Genomic DNA, 13,897 nt, shown 5'->3' with positions numbered 1-13,897 from the left:
TTCGGGGGACTGGGGCGGTTCAGGCCCGGTGCGCGAGGGCGGCTTCCAGCCGCGGCACCGCGATCCCCCGCCGCCGCGCTTCGGCCAGGGTGTCGCGGCAGATCGCCCGCGGCTCCTCGGCGCCGGGGTCGGACTGCGCCTCGAAGTTCACCCGGAGCGGCCCGACGTGGCCGATCAGCCAGCCCAGCACGGCGGCGGCCGGCCGCGCGGGCACCCGGAAGCTCAACGCACTGGCCCGGTGGCGCCGCAGGTCGACCCCGCGCGCCTCGAGCAGCGGCCGGAGCTCGCGGGTGGCCAGCAGGGCCTCGCGCAGATCGCCGGTCCGGCCGATCAGCTCCGACAGCGAACCCCGTTTCAGGCCCTGCGCGTGCAGTCCGGCGTTCCAGGCGAAGTGGATCAGCAGCCAGCCGCGGAAGTCGGCCTGCTCCTTGATCCGGAGCCCGGCTCGGCAAAACGCTTGGCGCACCGCCTGTTCCCGTTCGGTCGGCGGCCGGTCGAAGGTGCCGAAGACGAACGACGGCAGCAGTGCCCCGCGGAGCACTCCGTCGGCCCCGAAGCCGCCACCGGCCTGCGGGAAGCCCCAGACCACCTGTTCCGGCGGCAGGTCGCCGACGACCGCTGCGGGCTCGGCCCAGAGGTTGCCGAAGACCAGCACCGTGGCCTCGCCCAGGTGCGGGGCCAGGACGGCGGCCGCTTCGGCGACCCGGTAGTGCTGCACGCTCAGCAGGACCAGGTCGAACCGGCCGTCCAGGTCCTCGCGGTAGCGCACCGGCCACTTCCGCACCACGCGCTGCCCCCGCCGCCGGCGCCGGGTGTCGAGCAGGTCGAGGTCGATCGTCTCGCCGTAGGCCGCCGCCCGGCCGGGCCGGACGTAGAACTCGACCTCGTGCCCGGCCTGCTCCAGGACCCAGCCGTACACCGAGGCGATCACGCCCCGGCCGAACACCAGAATCTTCACGCCGCTCCCCGGGTCCCGGAAAGAATTGGAGACCATCTCCACTTTCGAAGATATGGAGATGGTCTCCACTTGTCAACGGGCCGCGGGCGGAGGGCGGGCCGCACCGAACCCGGGTGGCGTTCGGCGCGATCGCTATTGCTTGGTTCTGAAGTTAGATGCTATAACTAACGCAACAGCAAAGAACGGAGTGATCGTGAACCACACCAGCAACGCCCAGCTCACCCGGGTGGTCCTGCCCGGACAGGTCGACGTCGACGGGTTCGTGGTCGAGCGCGGACCGGTCCCGTCACCGGGCGCCGGCCAGGTCCTGGTCGAGCTGGAGGCCTCCGGCGTCTCGTTCGCCGAGCAGCAGATGCGCCGCGGCCGGTACTACGACCAGCCGCCGTTCCCGTTCGTGCCGGGCTACGACCTCGTCGGCACCGTGCTGGCCCTCGGCGAGGGGGCCGAGCCGTCGCTGCTCGGGCAGCGGGTGGCGGCGCTGGTGAAGGTCGGCGGCTGGGCCAGCCACGTGGTGCTCGACGCGGACAAGCTGATCCCGGTCCCGGACGGCATCAGCGCGGTCGACGCCGAGACCGTGGTGATCAACGGCATCACCGCGTGGCAGCTGCTGCACCGCAGCGCCCGGGTGCACGCCGGGCAGACGATCCTGGTCCACGGGGCCAACGGCGGGGTCGGCTCCACGCTCGTGCAGCTCGCCCGGGTGGCCGGGGTGAAGGTGATCGGCACGGCGTCCGTGCGCCACCACGAGTCGCTGGCCGAACAGGGGGTGATCCCGATCGACTACCGCACCGAGGACGTGCCCGCCCGGGTCCGCGAACTCGCCCCGGACGGCGTGGACGCGGTGTTCGACCACATCGGCGGCCGCAGCGTGATCGACTCGTGGAAGCTGCTGGGCCGGGGCGGGAGCCTGGTGGCCTACGGCAGCGCGTCGACCAAGGACTACACCGGGTCCAAGCAGTGGCCGGTGCTCAAGCTCGTCCTGCGCCTGGCCCTGTGGAACGCCTGGCCGAACGGCCGGCGCGCGTCCTTCTACAACGTCTGGGCCGGGGTCCGGAACACCGGCGCCTTCTACGGCCGGCTGCGCGACGACCTGGCGGAGGTCTTCGCCCTGATGAGTTCCGGTGAGGTGACCGCGAAGACCGCCGCGGTGCTCCCGTTCGAGCGCATCACCGAGGCGATGCGGCTGGCCGAGTCCGGCACGGTGGCCGGGAAGATCGTGCTGACGCCCTGATCCCGCGTTCCCGGGCCGCGCCCGGGGGAGCAGGGGTGCCCCCGGTGCTCCGCGCGGGCAGGATCACTACCTCTTTTGCCCTCCGCCGGCCCGGTAACGTCGGACCGGCGTGCTCCGGTAACCGCCTCGGACTTTCGGGGTGATCCTCCACTGCAACGGGAGAAATCCATGGGTGCCCACGTGGCCGGCCGTCGAAGACTGCTCGCGCTGGTGGCCGTGGTGTCGGCCGCCCTGTCCGGTTCCGTGGCCGTCGCGGGGGCCGCCCACGCCGGCACCCCGCCACTCGCGGGCGGGGTGTCCATCGACGTCGGGGGCGACGGCGGGGACGGGTTCGTCGCCGATTCCTACGGCACCGGCGGAATCCCGGACACCATCCCGGCCGGGAAGCCCAGCGTGCCCAACTTCACCGCCACCGTCGGCCACCCGATCCCGGCCGGGATCTGGCACACCTCGCGCTTCACCGACTCGGCCTACACCGTGCCCGGGCTGACCCCGGGCGCGGCCTACCAGGTCCGCCTCTACTTCCTCGACTGGTACTGGATCGGCGCCGGCAAGCGCGCCTTCGACGTCGACCTCGACGGCACCCGGGTGCTCACCGACTTCGACATCTCCGGTACCGCCATCCGGCACGGCGCGGACGGGCCGGCGGCGTTCGGCGTCGAGCAGGACTTCCCGCTCACGGTCGGCGCGGACGGCACCGCGACCGTCAGCTTCACCCGCGGTTCCGCCGACCAGCCCCAGATCAACGCCATAGTGATCACCCCGGTCCGGTAACCGGCCCCGATCCCGGCGCTCGCGAAAGGAAGTCCTGGCGCGGCTTCCCGAAGTGGGGCGGCGCCGCCCGCGCGCACTTCTTCCCGCCATGCCGCTGCGGAATCCGGCTCGCCGCGGGCGCCCGGCTGACGGTACTTCTGTCATCACCGGCGCCGATGATCACGTGCCATGATCATCGGCGTGCAGGGGATCTTGGTGAGGACAAGACGGTTGCGACGCGGGCTGGCGCTGGTGCTGACCGGGGTGGTGATGACCGGCGGGGGTGCCGGGGCGGCCCGGGCGGCGGACGGGGACCCGGTGGCCGCGTTCGGGGTGCGCGCGCCGGACTGGCGGCCGTGCGCCGAAAACGGCACCGAGTGCGGAGCGCTCTCGGTGCCGCTGGACTGGGCGAAGCCGGCCGGGGCGAAGATCACCGTGGCCCTGACCCGCCTCGAGGCGGCCGATCCCGCCCACCGCATCGGCTCGCTGCTGTTCAACCCGGGCGGTCCGGGGGATCCCGCGGCGCCGTACCTCAAGGAGGTCGCGGACGAGATGTTCCCGGCCCGGCTGCGGGAGCGGTTCGACCTCGTCGGCGTGGACGCGCGGGGCGTGGGTGACAGCAGGCCCGCGATCGCCTGCGAGAAGCCGACCCTGGACCTGAACGTCACCCAGTTCCCGGGCAGCCGCGCGGAATACGACCGGCTCGCCGCGTACAACCGTGACGTCGGGGAGGGCTGCCGCCGCGCCACCGGCCCGCTGATCGACCACGTGGACACGATCAGCGCGGCCCGGGACTTCGAGGCCGTGCGGATCGCGCTCGGCGCCGGCCGGATCAGCTTCCTGGGCCTGTCCTACGGTTCACTGCTCGGCGCCACCTACGCCCGGCTGTACCCGGGCCGGCTCCGGGCCGCGGTGCTGGACGGCGCCGTCGACCACACCGTCGGCTCACGCCGGCTGGCCCTGGACGAGGCCCGGGCCGAAGACGCCGTGTTCGGCCGGTTCGCCGGCTGGTGCCAGTCCACTCAGGACTGTGCCCTGCGGGGCCGGGACATCGCCGCCGAGTACCGCGCGCTGCTCGACCGCGCGCGCCGGGCCCCGATCCCGGCCGCGAGCACCCCGTCCGGCGCGACCGCGCCGCAGATCGCCTACACCGGCTACGCACTGCTAGCCCTGCCCCGGAACTGGAGCACGCTCGCGACCGGCCTGGCCCGGGCCATCGCCCCGGCGCCGGACGCCTCCCTGTTCGCGGTCCCGGTGGCCAGCGAGGCCGCGTACCGGGCCATCACCTGCCACGACTTCCCCTCCGACGTCCGCGATTACCCGGACCTGGCGGCCCGGCAGCGGGAGATCCGCCGCGCCGCCCCGGTCACCCAGGGCTTCGTCGAAGGCTGGGACGTGCAGTCCGGCTGCCTCGGCTGGCCGGTCCGGGCCGCCGACCCCTGGGGCCCCACCCCGGTGCGCGGCGCCGCCCCGGTGCTGGTCGTGAGCGGCCGGAACGACCCGGCCACCCCGTATTCGTGGGGCGTCGGGCTCGCCGCCCAGATCCACGGCTCGAAGCTGCTGAGCTGGGACGGCGTCGGCCACACGGCGTGGTTCAACGACCCGGCCACGCAGGCCGAGGAGGTCGCGTACCTGCTCGGAGCCCCGCCGCCACCGTCCTGATCGGACCCGGACCGGGGAGACCCGGCACCCGCGGTCGTGTCCTGGGTCCGGGCGCCACCCGGCCACCGTGCCCCGCTCGACGGTGTATCCGGCGCCTAAGCAGCCGCGGAATTCGGCCACTCCGGCCTCGCTTCCCCCTCGCGGGCTGTGCCCGGAGGGCCGGTTCCCGGGCGCTTCTCACCCGGCCGGGGCGCCCGAACCGTCGATCGCGACTCCGGCCGCCGCGGCGATCCGGTCGCGCGACTCCAGCACCCGGGCGCGCAGCGCGGGCAGGTCGACGCCGAGCAGTTCGCCGTTGCGCTTGACCGCCCGCCCGGCGATGAAAACGCTGTCCACCAGCCCGGGGTGACCGGCGGTGACGATCGCGCCGACCGGGAAGACCGAGGGGTCCTCGGCGTCGAGCAGGACCAGGTCGGCGTCCTTGCCGACGGTGAGGCTGCCGACGCGGTCTTCGAGCCCGCAGGCCCGCGCGCCCTCCACCGTGGCGAAGCCGAAGAAGTCCCGCGCGGTGAGGCTGCGGTCCAGCCCGCGCTGCACCGCGAACCCCGTGCGCAGGGTGGAGAACATGTCGCCACTGGCGGACGGGCAGTCGTCGATCGACAGCGACGGGCGGATCCCGGCGGCCAGCAGCCGTCCGGTCTCGGGCCAGCCGAAGCCCATCTTCAGCTCGACGTCCGGGCTGACCGAAACCGAGCAGCCCGCCTCGGCCAGCATCGCCAGCTGGTCGTCGGAGATGCCGTTGCCGTGCACGATGGTGGTGCGGGCGTCGAGCAGGCCGTGCTCACGCATCCGCTCGATCACCCGGTCGCCGGTCGGCCAGCCGGTGCCGCCGTGGACGTGCACGCTCACCCGGAGACCGAGCTCCCGCGCCACCGCCACGTCGGCGACGGTTTCGTCCATTGTGGACCGCAAAGGACCGCGCAGGGCCAGCACCAGCCCGTCCCCGGGCAGCTGCTCGCGCATCCGGGCCAGCTCGGCGGCGATGCCGGAACCCGCTGAGTCCCCGGAACCCGCCGAGTCCCCGGGGCCCTCGGCGCAGTAGCCGAACAGCGAGCGTCCGGGGGCTTCGCGCAGGCCCTGGACCGCGGCGTCGGCGTGCTCCGGGGTGAGGGCGCAGTTGAACCAGTCGAGCATGGTCGTGACCCCCGAGCCGAGCGCCTCGATCCGGCCGAGCAGGTTGCCCAGGTACACGTCTTCCGGCCGGTAGTGCGGCCGGAGCGCGCCTTGCATGACCGCGCCGTACTGACCGAAGGTCCAGTCCGCGCCTAGTCCCCGGAACGCGGTCTGCCAGGTGTGACGGTGGCTGTCCACGAAACCGGGCAGCACGATCTTGCCGGCCGCGTCCACCACCTCGGCCCCGGCCACGGGCAGTTCCGGGGCGACCGCGGCGATCCGGCCGTCCTCGATCAGCACGTCGCCCCGGCGCAGGTCGCCGACGGCCGGGTCCCCGCTGACCACGATGCCGCCGCGCACCAGCGTCCGCGCCGCGCGACCGGGCTCGGGCCGGGGCCGCTCGCTGCCGAAGGTCATGGTGTCCTCCCGATGGTTCCGCCGATGAGTCGACCCTAGCGCCGTCCGCGGGCCCGGCGCCGGTTCGGTGGAGCCGAGAGGCCCTGATGATCAACGCCGGTACCGCGACGAGCCGGTGGCTACGGCGCATGACGATCGGGGACGGGCTGCCCCGCCCTGACCGCGTGGGCCGCGCTGAAGGGCTGGGCCGAAGGCGCCGAACTCATCGAGGTCCTCCGGTCGGCCCACGAAGCCGGCTGACTCGGGCTCCTGCAGGATGGGCGCACGGCCGAGGAACTGGCCGCGGCCACCGGGTCCCGGCCGAGCAGGCCGCGAACGTGCTGGCCGTGCCGACTCCGCCGGGGTGGTGCGGGCGGGGGAGAACTCGTTCCGGCTCAGCCCGCCGTTCGCCGCCCTGGTCGCTGGGGTGTCCGGAATGGACCTTTCCACCGTGCTGGCCGCACGGGACCTGGCGTGCGGCCGGGCCGGGCAGTCGGCCCTGCCGCCCGAGCGGCGAGACCGCCTCGACGGTGCGCAGGCGCTCACCGTCGCGCTCGACGCCGGGGTGCGGCCGAGCGCCGCGGCCCGCGAGCTGTATGCGGTGCTGTACCGGTCGTTGCCGGAGTTCGCCGAGCGGCTCGAGGCCGGTGGCCCGCTGCTCGACGTGGGCAGCGGCGTGGGCGGCACCCCGCTGACGATGTTCGAGCGTCTCCGTGCAATCGGCGTCGAGATCGTGCCCGGGATCGCCGAGGAGATCAGGCGCCGGGCGAAGGCGGCGGGGGCCGAAGACCAGCTGGAGGTCCGCGCGATGGATGCGCGCGCCCTCGACGACGAATGCCGCTTCCCGGTCTCCTTCTGGACCCAGCCGTTCTTCCCGGCCGAGACCCGCGCCGAAGTCCTCGCCGCCATCTTGCGCCCGGCGGCCTGCTGCTGGTGCCGGAGCTGTTCGCGCCGTTGTCCACAGAGGACGAACCGGTCTTGGCCGACCGGCTCGACCGGCGGCAGCAGGGAGCCGCTTTCGGCCTGTCCACGGAGGATCTGGCCGCTGAGGCGACGGCAACGGAGTTCCGGGCCGCGCAGGTGATCGAGAGCGTGCTCGGGCGGCTAGCAGAGCAGCGCGACGACCGTGGTGCCGCGGGCGAAGGTCCCCGTCCGGATCCGCTGGAACAGTCCGTACATCATCTTGGCCTCGTAGACCCGGTCGAGACCGACGCCGTGGCGGTGCTGGAAGTCCGCGATGAAGGCGTCCAGCGCGGCGGTGCGGCGGGCGTAACCGCCGAAGGCGAAATCGCAGTCCAGCGACCAGTTGCCGGTCTCGGCACCGAACGCTTCCCGTTGCAGGCGGCGCACTTCGGCTTCGAGGAACCGCCCGCCCTTGAGCACGGGGAAGCCGATCGCGCGCTGCCGGGGGCCGAGACCGGCGGCGAGGCCGGCGAGGGTGGCGCCGGTTCCGCAGGCGCAGCAGAGGACGTCGAAGTCCTCGGTGATCTCGCCCGGCAGTTCGGCGCACCCGCGCACGGCCGGTCCGTTGCCGCCGCCTTCGGGGATCAGGTAGGCGGGCCCGAACCGGCCGGTGAGCGCGGCGAGCACGTCCGGATCGGTCTTGCGCCGGTAGGTCGTGCGGTCCAGGTAGGTCAGCCGCATGCCCTGGCGCTCGGCGTAGGCCAGCGATTCGTTGAGCGGCCGGTGTTCCTCGCCCCGCACCACGCCGATCGTGCCGAAGCCGAAGTGCCGGCCCGCCGCCGCGGTCGCGCGCAGGTGGCTGGAGTAGGCGCCGCCGAAGGTCAGCAGCCGGCGGTGGCCCTGGGCGCGGGCCAAGGCCAGGTTGTCCCTGAGCTTGCGCCACTTGGTGCCCGGCACCTCGGGGTGGAGCAGGTCGTCCCGCTTGAGCAGCAGCCGGACCCCGCGCCCGGCCCCGGGCCCGCCGGGCAGTTCGACCAGCGGGGAGGGCAGCTCGATCGCGAACTCCGAACCGGACGGCACGCCCGCAGCCTAGACCCGGGCGTGACACCGCCCGCTGGGCCTTCGTCGACGGCGAGCGCCCCGAGGGGCTCGCCCGGCGTCCGGCGCGGAGCCACGATGGCGCCATCCTGAGCCAATGCGGCTTGTAGTGGTGCCACTTATGTGCCATAGTGATGCCATGGACTTGACCACGTACGTGAACAACCTCGGCCGCGAGTTCGCCACCCTGGCCGAGGCCGGGGGCGAGCCGGCGCGTGCGCTGGTCGAACGCCTGACCGGACCGCTCGAATCGGCGATCCGGATGAGCCTGCTGGAGGCGCTTTCCGCCGCCTCCGACGAAATCACCCGGGACTTGGCCCCGGGCTCGGTCGAGCTGCGCCTGCGGGGGCGGGATCCCCACTTCGTGGTGACCGCGCCGCCGTCGCGGCCGCCGGTGGAGGAGGATCCGGCGCCGGCCGGGGCCGCGCCCGAAAGCGATCTGGTGATCGCCGAGGACGGCCCGGCCGCGCGGATCAACGTGCGCCTGCCCGAGCAGCTCAAGGCCGCGGTCGAGGCGGCTGCGGCCAAGGAGGGCCGCTCGGTCAACGCCTGGCTGGTCCGGGCGGCCACCGCCGCGGTGCAGCGGCCCGTTCGCGAACCGCGCGCCGAGCCCGGCGGCGGGAAGCGGGGCAAGCAGAGCTTCACCGGCTGGGTGCGCTGAGCCCGCCGGCCCACCTGTACCCGTCCTCCCACCTGCGGGGACGACTCACCGAACCACTCCGAGGGGACACCCATGCCTGAATTCGAGACACCCGAGCCCATTGCCGTCACCTTCGAACTCGGCGTCGCCGGCGAGGTCCGGATCGCCGCGAGCGACCGGGCCGACACCGTCGTCGAGGTGCGTCCGTCCGACCCGGCCGACGAATCCGACGTCAAGGCCGCGCACCAGGTCCGCGTCGAGTACGCGAACGGCGGGCTGGTGGTCAAGGGCCCCAAGGGCCGCGCCTTCGACTTCTCCCGCAAGAGCCGCTCGGTCGAGGTTTCGGTCGAGCTGCCCAGCGGCTCGCGGATCTCCGGTGAGGCGCAGCTGGGCAACTTCCACGGCACCGGCCGGCTCGGGGAGACCCGGCTCGAGACCTCCGCCGGCACCTGCCGGTTCGAGCACACCGGCCCGCTGGACCTGCGCACCTCGGCCGGGGACCTGATCGCGGACCGGGTCGACGGCGGGGCCGAGGTGCACACCGCGTCCGGCCGGGTGAGCCTGGGCCGGGTCGAGGGCCCCGCGGTGGTCAAGAACTCCAACGGCCGCATCGAGGTCGGCACGGTCGCCGGGGACGCGCGGCTCCGCGCGGCCAACGGCGACATCTCCGTGGAGCGGGCGGACGCGGGCCTCCAGGCGAAGACGGCGAACGGCAACATCCGGGTCGGCGAGGTGGTCCGGGGCTCGGTCGCGGTCGAGACCGCGATGGGCGACCTCGAGATTGGCGTCGCCGAGGGCACCGCGGCCTGGGTCGAGGCGAACACCGGGTTCGGGCAGCTGCACAACGAGCTGGCCGCGGCCGCCCAGCCGGGCGAGTCCGACGAGACCGTCGAAGTCCGCGCGCACACCTCGATGGGCCGCATCACCCTCCACCGCTCCTGAAAACCCGTTCCCGGAAAGGCAATCCCATGACCACCGGACCCGCCCCCGCCGCGATCTCGGCCACCGGGCTGCGCAAATCCTTCGGCGACCACGTCGTGCTCGACGGGGTCGACCTGACCGTCCCGACGGGCACGGTCTTCGCCCTGCTCGGCGCGAACGGGGCCGGCAAGACCACCACGGTCAACATCCTGTCCACCCTGCTCGGCGCCGACGGCGGCACCGCGCGGGTCGGCGGGCACGACCTCGAGGCCGAGCCGGACGCGGTCCGGGCCGCGATCGGGGTCACCGGCCAGTTCTCGGCGGTCGACTCGCTGCTCACCGGCGAGGAGAACCTGCGCCTGATGGCCGATCTGCACCACCTCGGCCGGCGCGACGGCCGGCGTCGCGCCGCCGAACTGCTCGACCGGTTCGACCTGGGCTCCGCGGCCGGCAAACCGGCTTCGACCTACTCCGGCGGGATGCGGCGGCGGCTCGACCTGGCCATGACCCTCCTCGGCCGCCCCCGGGTGATCTTCCTGGACGAGCCCACCACCGGGCTGGACCCGCGCAGCCGCCGGGGTATGTGGCAGATCGTGCGCGAGCTGGTGGCCGGTGGCGTCACCATCTTCCTGACCACGCAGTACCTGGAGGAGGCCGACGAGCTGGCGGATCGGATCGCCGTGCTCGACCACGGCCGGCTGGTCGCCGAGGGCACCGCGGGCGAGCTGAAGCGCCGCGTCCCCGGCGGCCACATCCGCCTGCGGTTCACCGATCCGAGCGGCTTCGACACGGCCACGCGGCTGCTGGGCGAAGCCTCGCGTGACGACGAAGCGCTGGTCCTGCGCGTGCCCAGCGACGGCGGCCTCCGCTCGCTCAAGACCCTGATCGACCGGCTCGACGCCCACTCGGTCGAGGTCGGCGAGCTGTCCGTGCACACCCCCGACCTCGACGACGTCTTCTTCGCCCTCACCGGCGACCCCGACCACGAAAAGGCAGCCGCCCGATGAGCACCACCGTCCCCGCGTACCCGCTGCGCGATTCCGCGACCATGTTGCGCCGCAACCTCAAGCACCTGCTGCGCTACCCGTCGATGACCGTGACGCTCGTCGGCATGCCGATCGTCTTCCTGCTGCTGTTCGTCTACGTCTTCGGCGGCACGCTCGGCGCCGGTCTCGGCGGGGCCTCCGGCGGGCGCGCCGAGTACGTCGACTACGTGGCGCCGGCGATCATCCTGATGACCATCACGGCCACGGTCCAGGGCACCTCGATCTCCATCGCGATGGACCTGACCGAGGGCATCATCGCCCGGTTCCGCACCATGCCCATCGCGCGGGCCTCGGTGCTGACCGGGCACGTGCTGGGCAGCGTGGTCCAGGCGGCGTTCGCGCTGGTCGTGGTGACCGGGGTCGCGCTGCTGGTCGGCTTCCGGCCCGCCGCGGGGCCGGGGGCGTGGCTGGCCGCGGCCGGGGTCCTGCTGGCGGTGACGTTCGCGCTGGTCTGGCTGGCGGTCGCGCTCGGCCAGGTGAGCAAGAGCGTCGAAACCGCGAGCAACGTGCTGATGCCGCTGGTGATCCTGCCCTTCCTGGGCAGCGGATTCGTGCCGGTCGACTCGATGCCGGCCGGTTTGCGCTGGTTCGCCGAATACCAGCCGTTCACCCCGATCATCGAAACCCTGCGCGGGCTGCTGATGGACAAGCCGGTCGGGAACGACGCCTGGTTCGCCCTCGGCTGGTGCGCGCTGATCGGCGTGGCCGGCTACCTGTGGTCCAAGAAGCTGTTCGCCCGGGAAGCGGCCCGGTGACCGAGCCGGTTCCGGAGTTGTCCTTCGACCCGCTCTCCGGGCCGGCCCCGATCCGCGAGCGGCGTCCTCCGGCCCGGCGCATTGACCTTTGGTACCGGACCTCCGGGGGAGCCCGGAGCAAAGCTGAAGAGCGGGGCACCGGAACCAGCTTCCGGTGCCCCGCCGGTGTCCACGGCGGGGGCTGGGCCGTGTCAGGGCCAGTGGGTCAGTTGGCGGCGCTGGTGTTGACGTCGCCGTTGACACCCTTGGGGAAGAAGCCGCCCGAGGTCGCGGCCTTGTTCGTCAGGTAGACGATGTTGAGCACCTGGCCGGGGGTGCGGCTGTAGGCGATGCCGTTCGCGTCGGTGGGCACGATGTTGGCGTTGCCGTGGCTGTCGACCACGCCCTGGTCGTCGTCGGTCGGGCCGTCGAGGCTGTCGCGGGCGTCGGAGAGCTTGACCGAGGCCTTCCTGAGGTCCGTGCTGAACAGCCCGGTGCCCAGGAGTCCGCCACTGCGCTGGTAGAGCGCGCTGCGGATGTTGGCCGCGTGGTAGGCCTCGACCGCGAGGATGCCCGCCGCCGCCTCCAGGTAGGTCTTGTTGCTGATCAGCGGAGCCGCACCCTTGTACGCGGTGACGCCGACGTCTTCGAACAGGAAGGCCGCGAGCAGGAAGTTCTCCTCGCAGGCGAAAGCGTCGAAGGTGTGGCCGGGCTTGACCAGCCCCGCCGCCTGCGCCGCCGCGGTGAAGCTGGACTGCAGGTCGATGGCCGGACGGCTGACCGCCGCCGAGCCCAGGGCCGCGCGCAGGAACTCGACGTGCGCCTTCTCGTCGCCCGCGATCTCCTGCGCGTACTGCTTGGTGGCCCGGGTTTCGAACCGCACCGCGCGGCCACCGGTGACCCCGCCCCGCGTGCCGGTGCCGGTGGTGCTCGAGTCGGCGAGCCCCTTGCCGGTCACCGCGTGCAGGTAGAACTCGGCCTCGAGGTACTCCAGGTTCAGCGCGAAGTTGAGCACCGCGCTGTCACTGACCTCGGCGGTCGCGGCCTCGGACACCGGGGCCGACTTGCGCGTCGCGGCCGACGCGGTGGCGCCCAGGCCGCCGCCGAGCCCGGCGAGCGCACCGGCCCCGACCACGCCGAGCCCGGTCATCCCGGCCGCACGCAGGAACTTGCGGCGGTCCTGGTCGTTCTCCGCGCTCCGGTTGATCATCGAGGCGGCATAGCTTTTGCCAAACACGGGCGATCTCCTTCCGGCCCGGCACCGGGTGCCGGGCTTGTCCCGCGCGCCGGGAGGCAGTGGTCACGCGGGAGCGATCTTCGTGGACTCGAAGCATTCGGGCCCCCGGGCCGGGTGGATTGGTCGGCGGCCCATCCGGTGTTCGCGGACGGCCGCGTTTCCCCCTTCCGGGCCCGGGTAAACCCGGGACGGCAAAAAAGAAAAACCGAAAATCCACCAAACCGGTGAGCGGGCTGCCCGCGAATGCCCACCGTTGGGTGAAATTCCACCCTGGAGGGGAGGTGAATTCATGAATAACTCCTCATTGCCACCACGGATGGGCGAAATCGGGCCTTGGGTGGTGACTGCGCGTAGAACACTTCTCTTGCTCGGAGTCACCGCCGGTTTCGTCTTCCTGGCGGCACTCCTGGCCAGTGGGGCGCGAGCGGACGAAAGACCCGCAAGTGATCCACCGGCTTCGGCTGGCTCGGGGGGCAAGCTCGTAGCGCCGGTTGCCGCAGTGCTGCGTCCGGTGACGGACGGAGTTGCTTCGGCGGTCAAGCCGGTTGCTTCGGCGCTGCGTCCGGTGACGGGGGCACTCGCCCCGGTCGTCTCGGACCTCCGTCCGGTGACGGCTCCGGTGGCCGAGTCGGTCGGTTCGGTGCTGCGTCCGGTGACGGCCGTGGTGGAGCCGATCACTTCGGCTCTGCGTCCGGTGACGGAACCGGTGGTCGCGATCGTGCGGCCGGTGGTCACCCCCGTCGCCGGTGCGCCGAAACCCGTGACGAAGCCGGTCGCGAACCCTGCGGCGGCACCGGTCGTCAGTGCGGTCGCGATTCCGCAGCGGCAACCGGAAGCGATCAGCCCCCGGGCTGACTTCGTCGCCGGACCGGCGGTGGTCCCGGCCGCCCATCGGGCCGTGCCCACGGGCTCGGCCGGCTCCGCGGCGGTGACCGCGCGGCCGGAAGGGGCCACGTCGAGGCCGGGCCAGGGCGTTCCGCCTGGACCGTTCCAGCCGGACACGGCGTTCTCGACCGGCACGGCGACGTTGTCGGACTCCGGTCAGCACGGCGGGATGGCGGCGATCGTGGCCGTCCGCCCCGGCGTGATCGGGGCGTGGCAGCGGTGGCGGGCCCCGCCCGCCGGCGCGTGGCCGCCGCGATGGGCGGCCTCCGGTGGTGAAAACCGACCTGGATGACTGTTTCTCTCTACCTCCAGAAATCCAT

At 73.0% G+C, this 13,897-nt stretch carries 13 protein-coding genes; 9 read left to right on the top strand and 4 right to left on the bottom strand.

All coding sequences use genetic code 11. The features are described 5' to 3' along the window. Positions 1 to 19: 19 nt before the first annotated feature. Positions 20 to 958: a 2-dehydropantoate 2-reductase N-terminal domain-containing protein gene (locus tag NYF13_RS30580; RefSeq protein WP_315661404.1), complete on the bottom strand. Its 939-nt coding sequence runs from the start codon at positions 956 to 958 to the stop codon at positions 20 to 22. Between the two features lie 193 nt (positions 959 to 1,151). On the opposite strand from NYF13_RS30580, the gene NYF13_RS30575 reads away from it, so the two are divergent. The 3 genes from NYF13_RS30575 (at position 1,152) to NYF13_RS30565 (ending at position 4,604) form a co-directional block, all read left to right on the top strand. Further along, complete coding sequence (locus NYF13_RS30575) at positions 1,152 to 2,189, top strand: medium chain dehydrogenase/reductase family protein (protein WP_315661403.1); 1,038 nt, start codon at positions 1,152 to 1,154, stop codon at positions 2,187 to 2,189. 168 nt (positions 2,190 to 2,357) lie between these two features. After that, positions 2,358 to 2,963 carry a malectin domain-containing carbohydrate-binding protein gene (locus NYF13_RS30570; RefSeq protein WP_315661402.1) on the top strand — a complete coding sequence of 202 codons (606 nt, stop codon included), beginning with the start codon at positions 2,358 to 2,360 and terminating at the stop codon, positions 2,961 to 2,963. A gap of 210 nt (positions 2,964 to 3,173) precedes the next feature. Continuing rightward, positions 3,174 to 4,604, top strand: a complete 1,431-nt coding sequence (locus NYF13_RS30565; protein ID WP_315661401.1) for an alpha/beta fold hydrolase — start codon at positions 3,174 to 3,176, stop codon at positions 4,602 to 4,604. A 177-nt stretch (positions 4,605 to 4,781) separates the two neighbouring features. Here NYF13_RS30565 and NYF13_RS30560 read toward each other — a convergent pair whose 3' ends face one another. Continuing rightward, entirely contained in the window at positions 4,782 to 6,134 is a 1,353-nt protein-coding gene (locus NYF13_RS30560; protein ID WP_315661400.1) for an amidohydrolase family protein, read from the bottom strand. A gap of 415 nt (positions 6,135 to 6,549) precedes the next feature. On the opposite strand from NYF13_RS30560, the gene NYF13_RS30555 reads away from it, so the two are divergent. Beyond that, complete coding sequence (locus NYF13_RS30555) at positions 6,550 to 7,197, top strand: hypothetical protein (protein ID WP_315661399.1); 648 nt, start codon at positions 6,550 to 6,552, stop codon at positions 7,195 to 7,197. A gap of 20 nt (positions 7,198 to 7,217) precedes the next feature. Here NYF13_RS30555 and NYF13_RS30550 read toward each other — a convergent pair whose 3' ends face one another. Next, positions 7,218 to 8,096 carry a pyridoxal-phosphate dependent enzyme gene (locus NYF13_RS30550; protein ID WP_315661398.1) on the bottom strand — a complete coding sequence of 293 codons (879 nt, stop codon included), beginning with the start codon at positions 8,094 to 8,096 and terminating at the stop codon, positions 7,218 to 7,220. Between the two features lie 157 nt (positions 8,097 to 8,253). Between NYF13_RS30550 and NYF13_RS30545 the strand changes: the two genes are divergently transcribed. The 4 genes from NYF13_RS30545 (at position 8,254) to NYF13_RS30530 (ending at position 11,476) form a co-directional block, all read left to right on the top strand. Further along, positions 8,254 to 8,775, top strand: a complete 522-nt coding sequence (locus NYF13_RS30545) for a YlcI/YnfO family protein (protein WP_315661397.1) — start codon at positions 8,254 to 8,256, stop codon at positions 8,773 to 8,775. A gap of 72 nt (positions 8,776 to 8,847) precedes the next feature. Further along, a complete protein-coding gene (locus NYF13_RS30540; RefSeq protein WP_315661396.1) occupies positions 8,848 to 9,696 on the top strand; it encodes a DUF4097 family beta strand repeat-containing protein in 849 nt (282 codons plus the stop codon). Between the two features lie 26 nt (positions 9,697 to 9,722). Further along, entirely contained in the window at positions 9,723 to 10,682 is a 960-nt protein-coding gene (locus tag NYF13_RS30535) for an ATP-binding cassette domain-containing protein (protein WP_315661395.1), read from the top strand. After that, positions 10,679 to 11,476: an ABC transporter permease gene (locus NYF13_RS30530; RefSeq protein ID WP_315661394.1), complete on the top strand. Its 798-nt coding sequence runs from the start codon at positions 10,679 to 10,681 to the stop codon at positions 11,474 to 11,476. The genes NYF13_RS30535 and NYF13_RS30530 overlap by 4 nt, the downstream gene beginning before the upstream one ends. Before the next feature lie 205 nt (positions 11,477 to 11,681). Here NYF13_RS30530 and NYF13_RS30525 read toward each other — a convergent pair whose 3' ends face one another. Next, positions 11,682 to 12,692, bottom strand: a complete 1,011-nt coding sequence (locus NYF13_RS30525) for a ferritin-like domain-containing protein (protein ID WP_315661393.1) — start codon at positions 12,690 to 12,692, stop codon at positions 11,682 to 11,684. A 289-nt stretch (positions 12,693 to 12,981) separates the two neighbouring features. Here NYF13_RS30525 and NYF13_RS30520 point away from each other — a divergent pair, with 289 nt between their 5' ends. Next, positions 12,982 to 13,869 carry a hypothetical protein gene (locus NYF13_RS30520; RefSeq protein WP_315661392.1) on the top strand — a complete coding sequence of 296 codons (888 nt, stop codon included), beginning with the start codon at positions 12,982 to 12,984 and terminating at the stop codon, positions 13,867 to 13,869. Positions 13,870 to 13,897: the final 28 nt, after the last annotated feature.

The sequence above is a fragment of the Amycolatopsis sp. PS_44_ISF1 genome (assembly GCF_032335455.1).
Taxonomy (GTDB): domain Bacteria; phylum Actinomycetota; class Actinomycetes; order Mycobacteriales; family Pseudonocardiaceae; genus Amycolatopsis.
Note: the sequence above shows the minus strand (reverse complement) of the source record. Positions and strands in the feature narration are given on the sequence as shown.

What these genes read in the sequence shown, in the direction of transcription:
- NYF13_RS30530 (WP_315661394.1), top strand. Translation starts at nt 10,679, where the DNA reads ATGAGCACCACCGTCCCCGCGTACCCGCTGCGCGATTCCGCGACCATG.
- NYF13_RS30520 (WP_315661392.1), top strand. Translation starts at nt 12,982, where the DNA reads ATGAATAACTCCTCATTGCCACCACGGATGGGCGAAATCGGGCCTTGG.
- NYF13_RS30560 (WP_315661400.1), bottom strand. Translation starts at nt 6,134, where the DNA reads ATGACCTTCGGCAGCGAGCGGCCCCGGCCCGAGCCCGGTCGCGCGGCG.
- NYF13_RS30545 (WP_315661397.1), top strand. Translation starts at nt 8,254, where the DNA reads ATGGACTTGACCACGTACGTGAACAACCTCGGCCGCGAGTTCGCCACC.
- NYF13_RS30540 (WP_315661396.1), top strand. Translation starts at nt 8,848, where the DNA reads ATGCCTGAATTCGAGACACCCGAGCCCATTGCCGTCACCTTCGAACTC.
- NYF13_RS30570 (WP_315661402.1), top strand. Translation starts at nt 2,358, where the DNA reads ATGGGTGCCCACGTGGCCGGCCGTCGAAGACTGCTCGCGCTGGTGGCC.
- NYF13_RS30535 (WP_315661395.1), top strand. Translation starts at nt 9,723, where the DNA reads ATGACCACCGGACCCGCCCCCGCCGCGATCTCGGCCACCGGGCTGCGC.
- NYF13_RS30555 (WP_315661399.1), top strand. Translation starts at nt 6,550, where the DNA reads ATGGACCTTTCCACCGTGCTGGCCGCACGGGACCTGGCGTGCGGCCGG.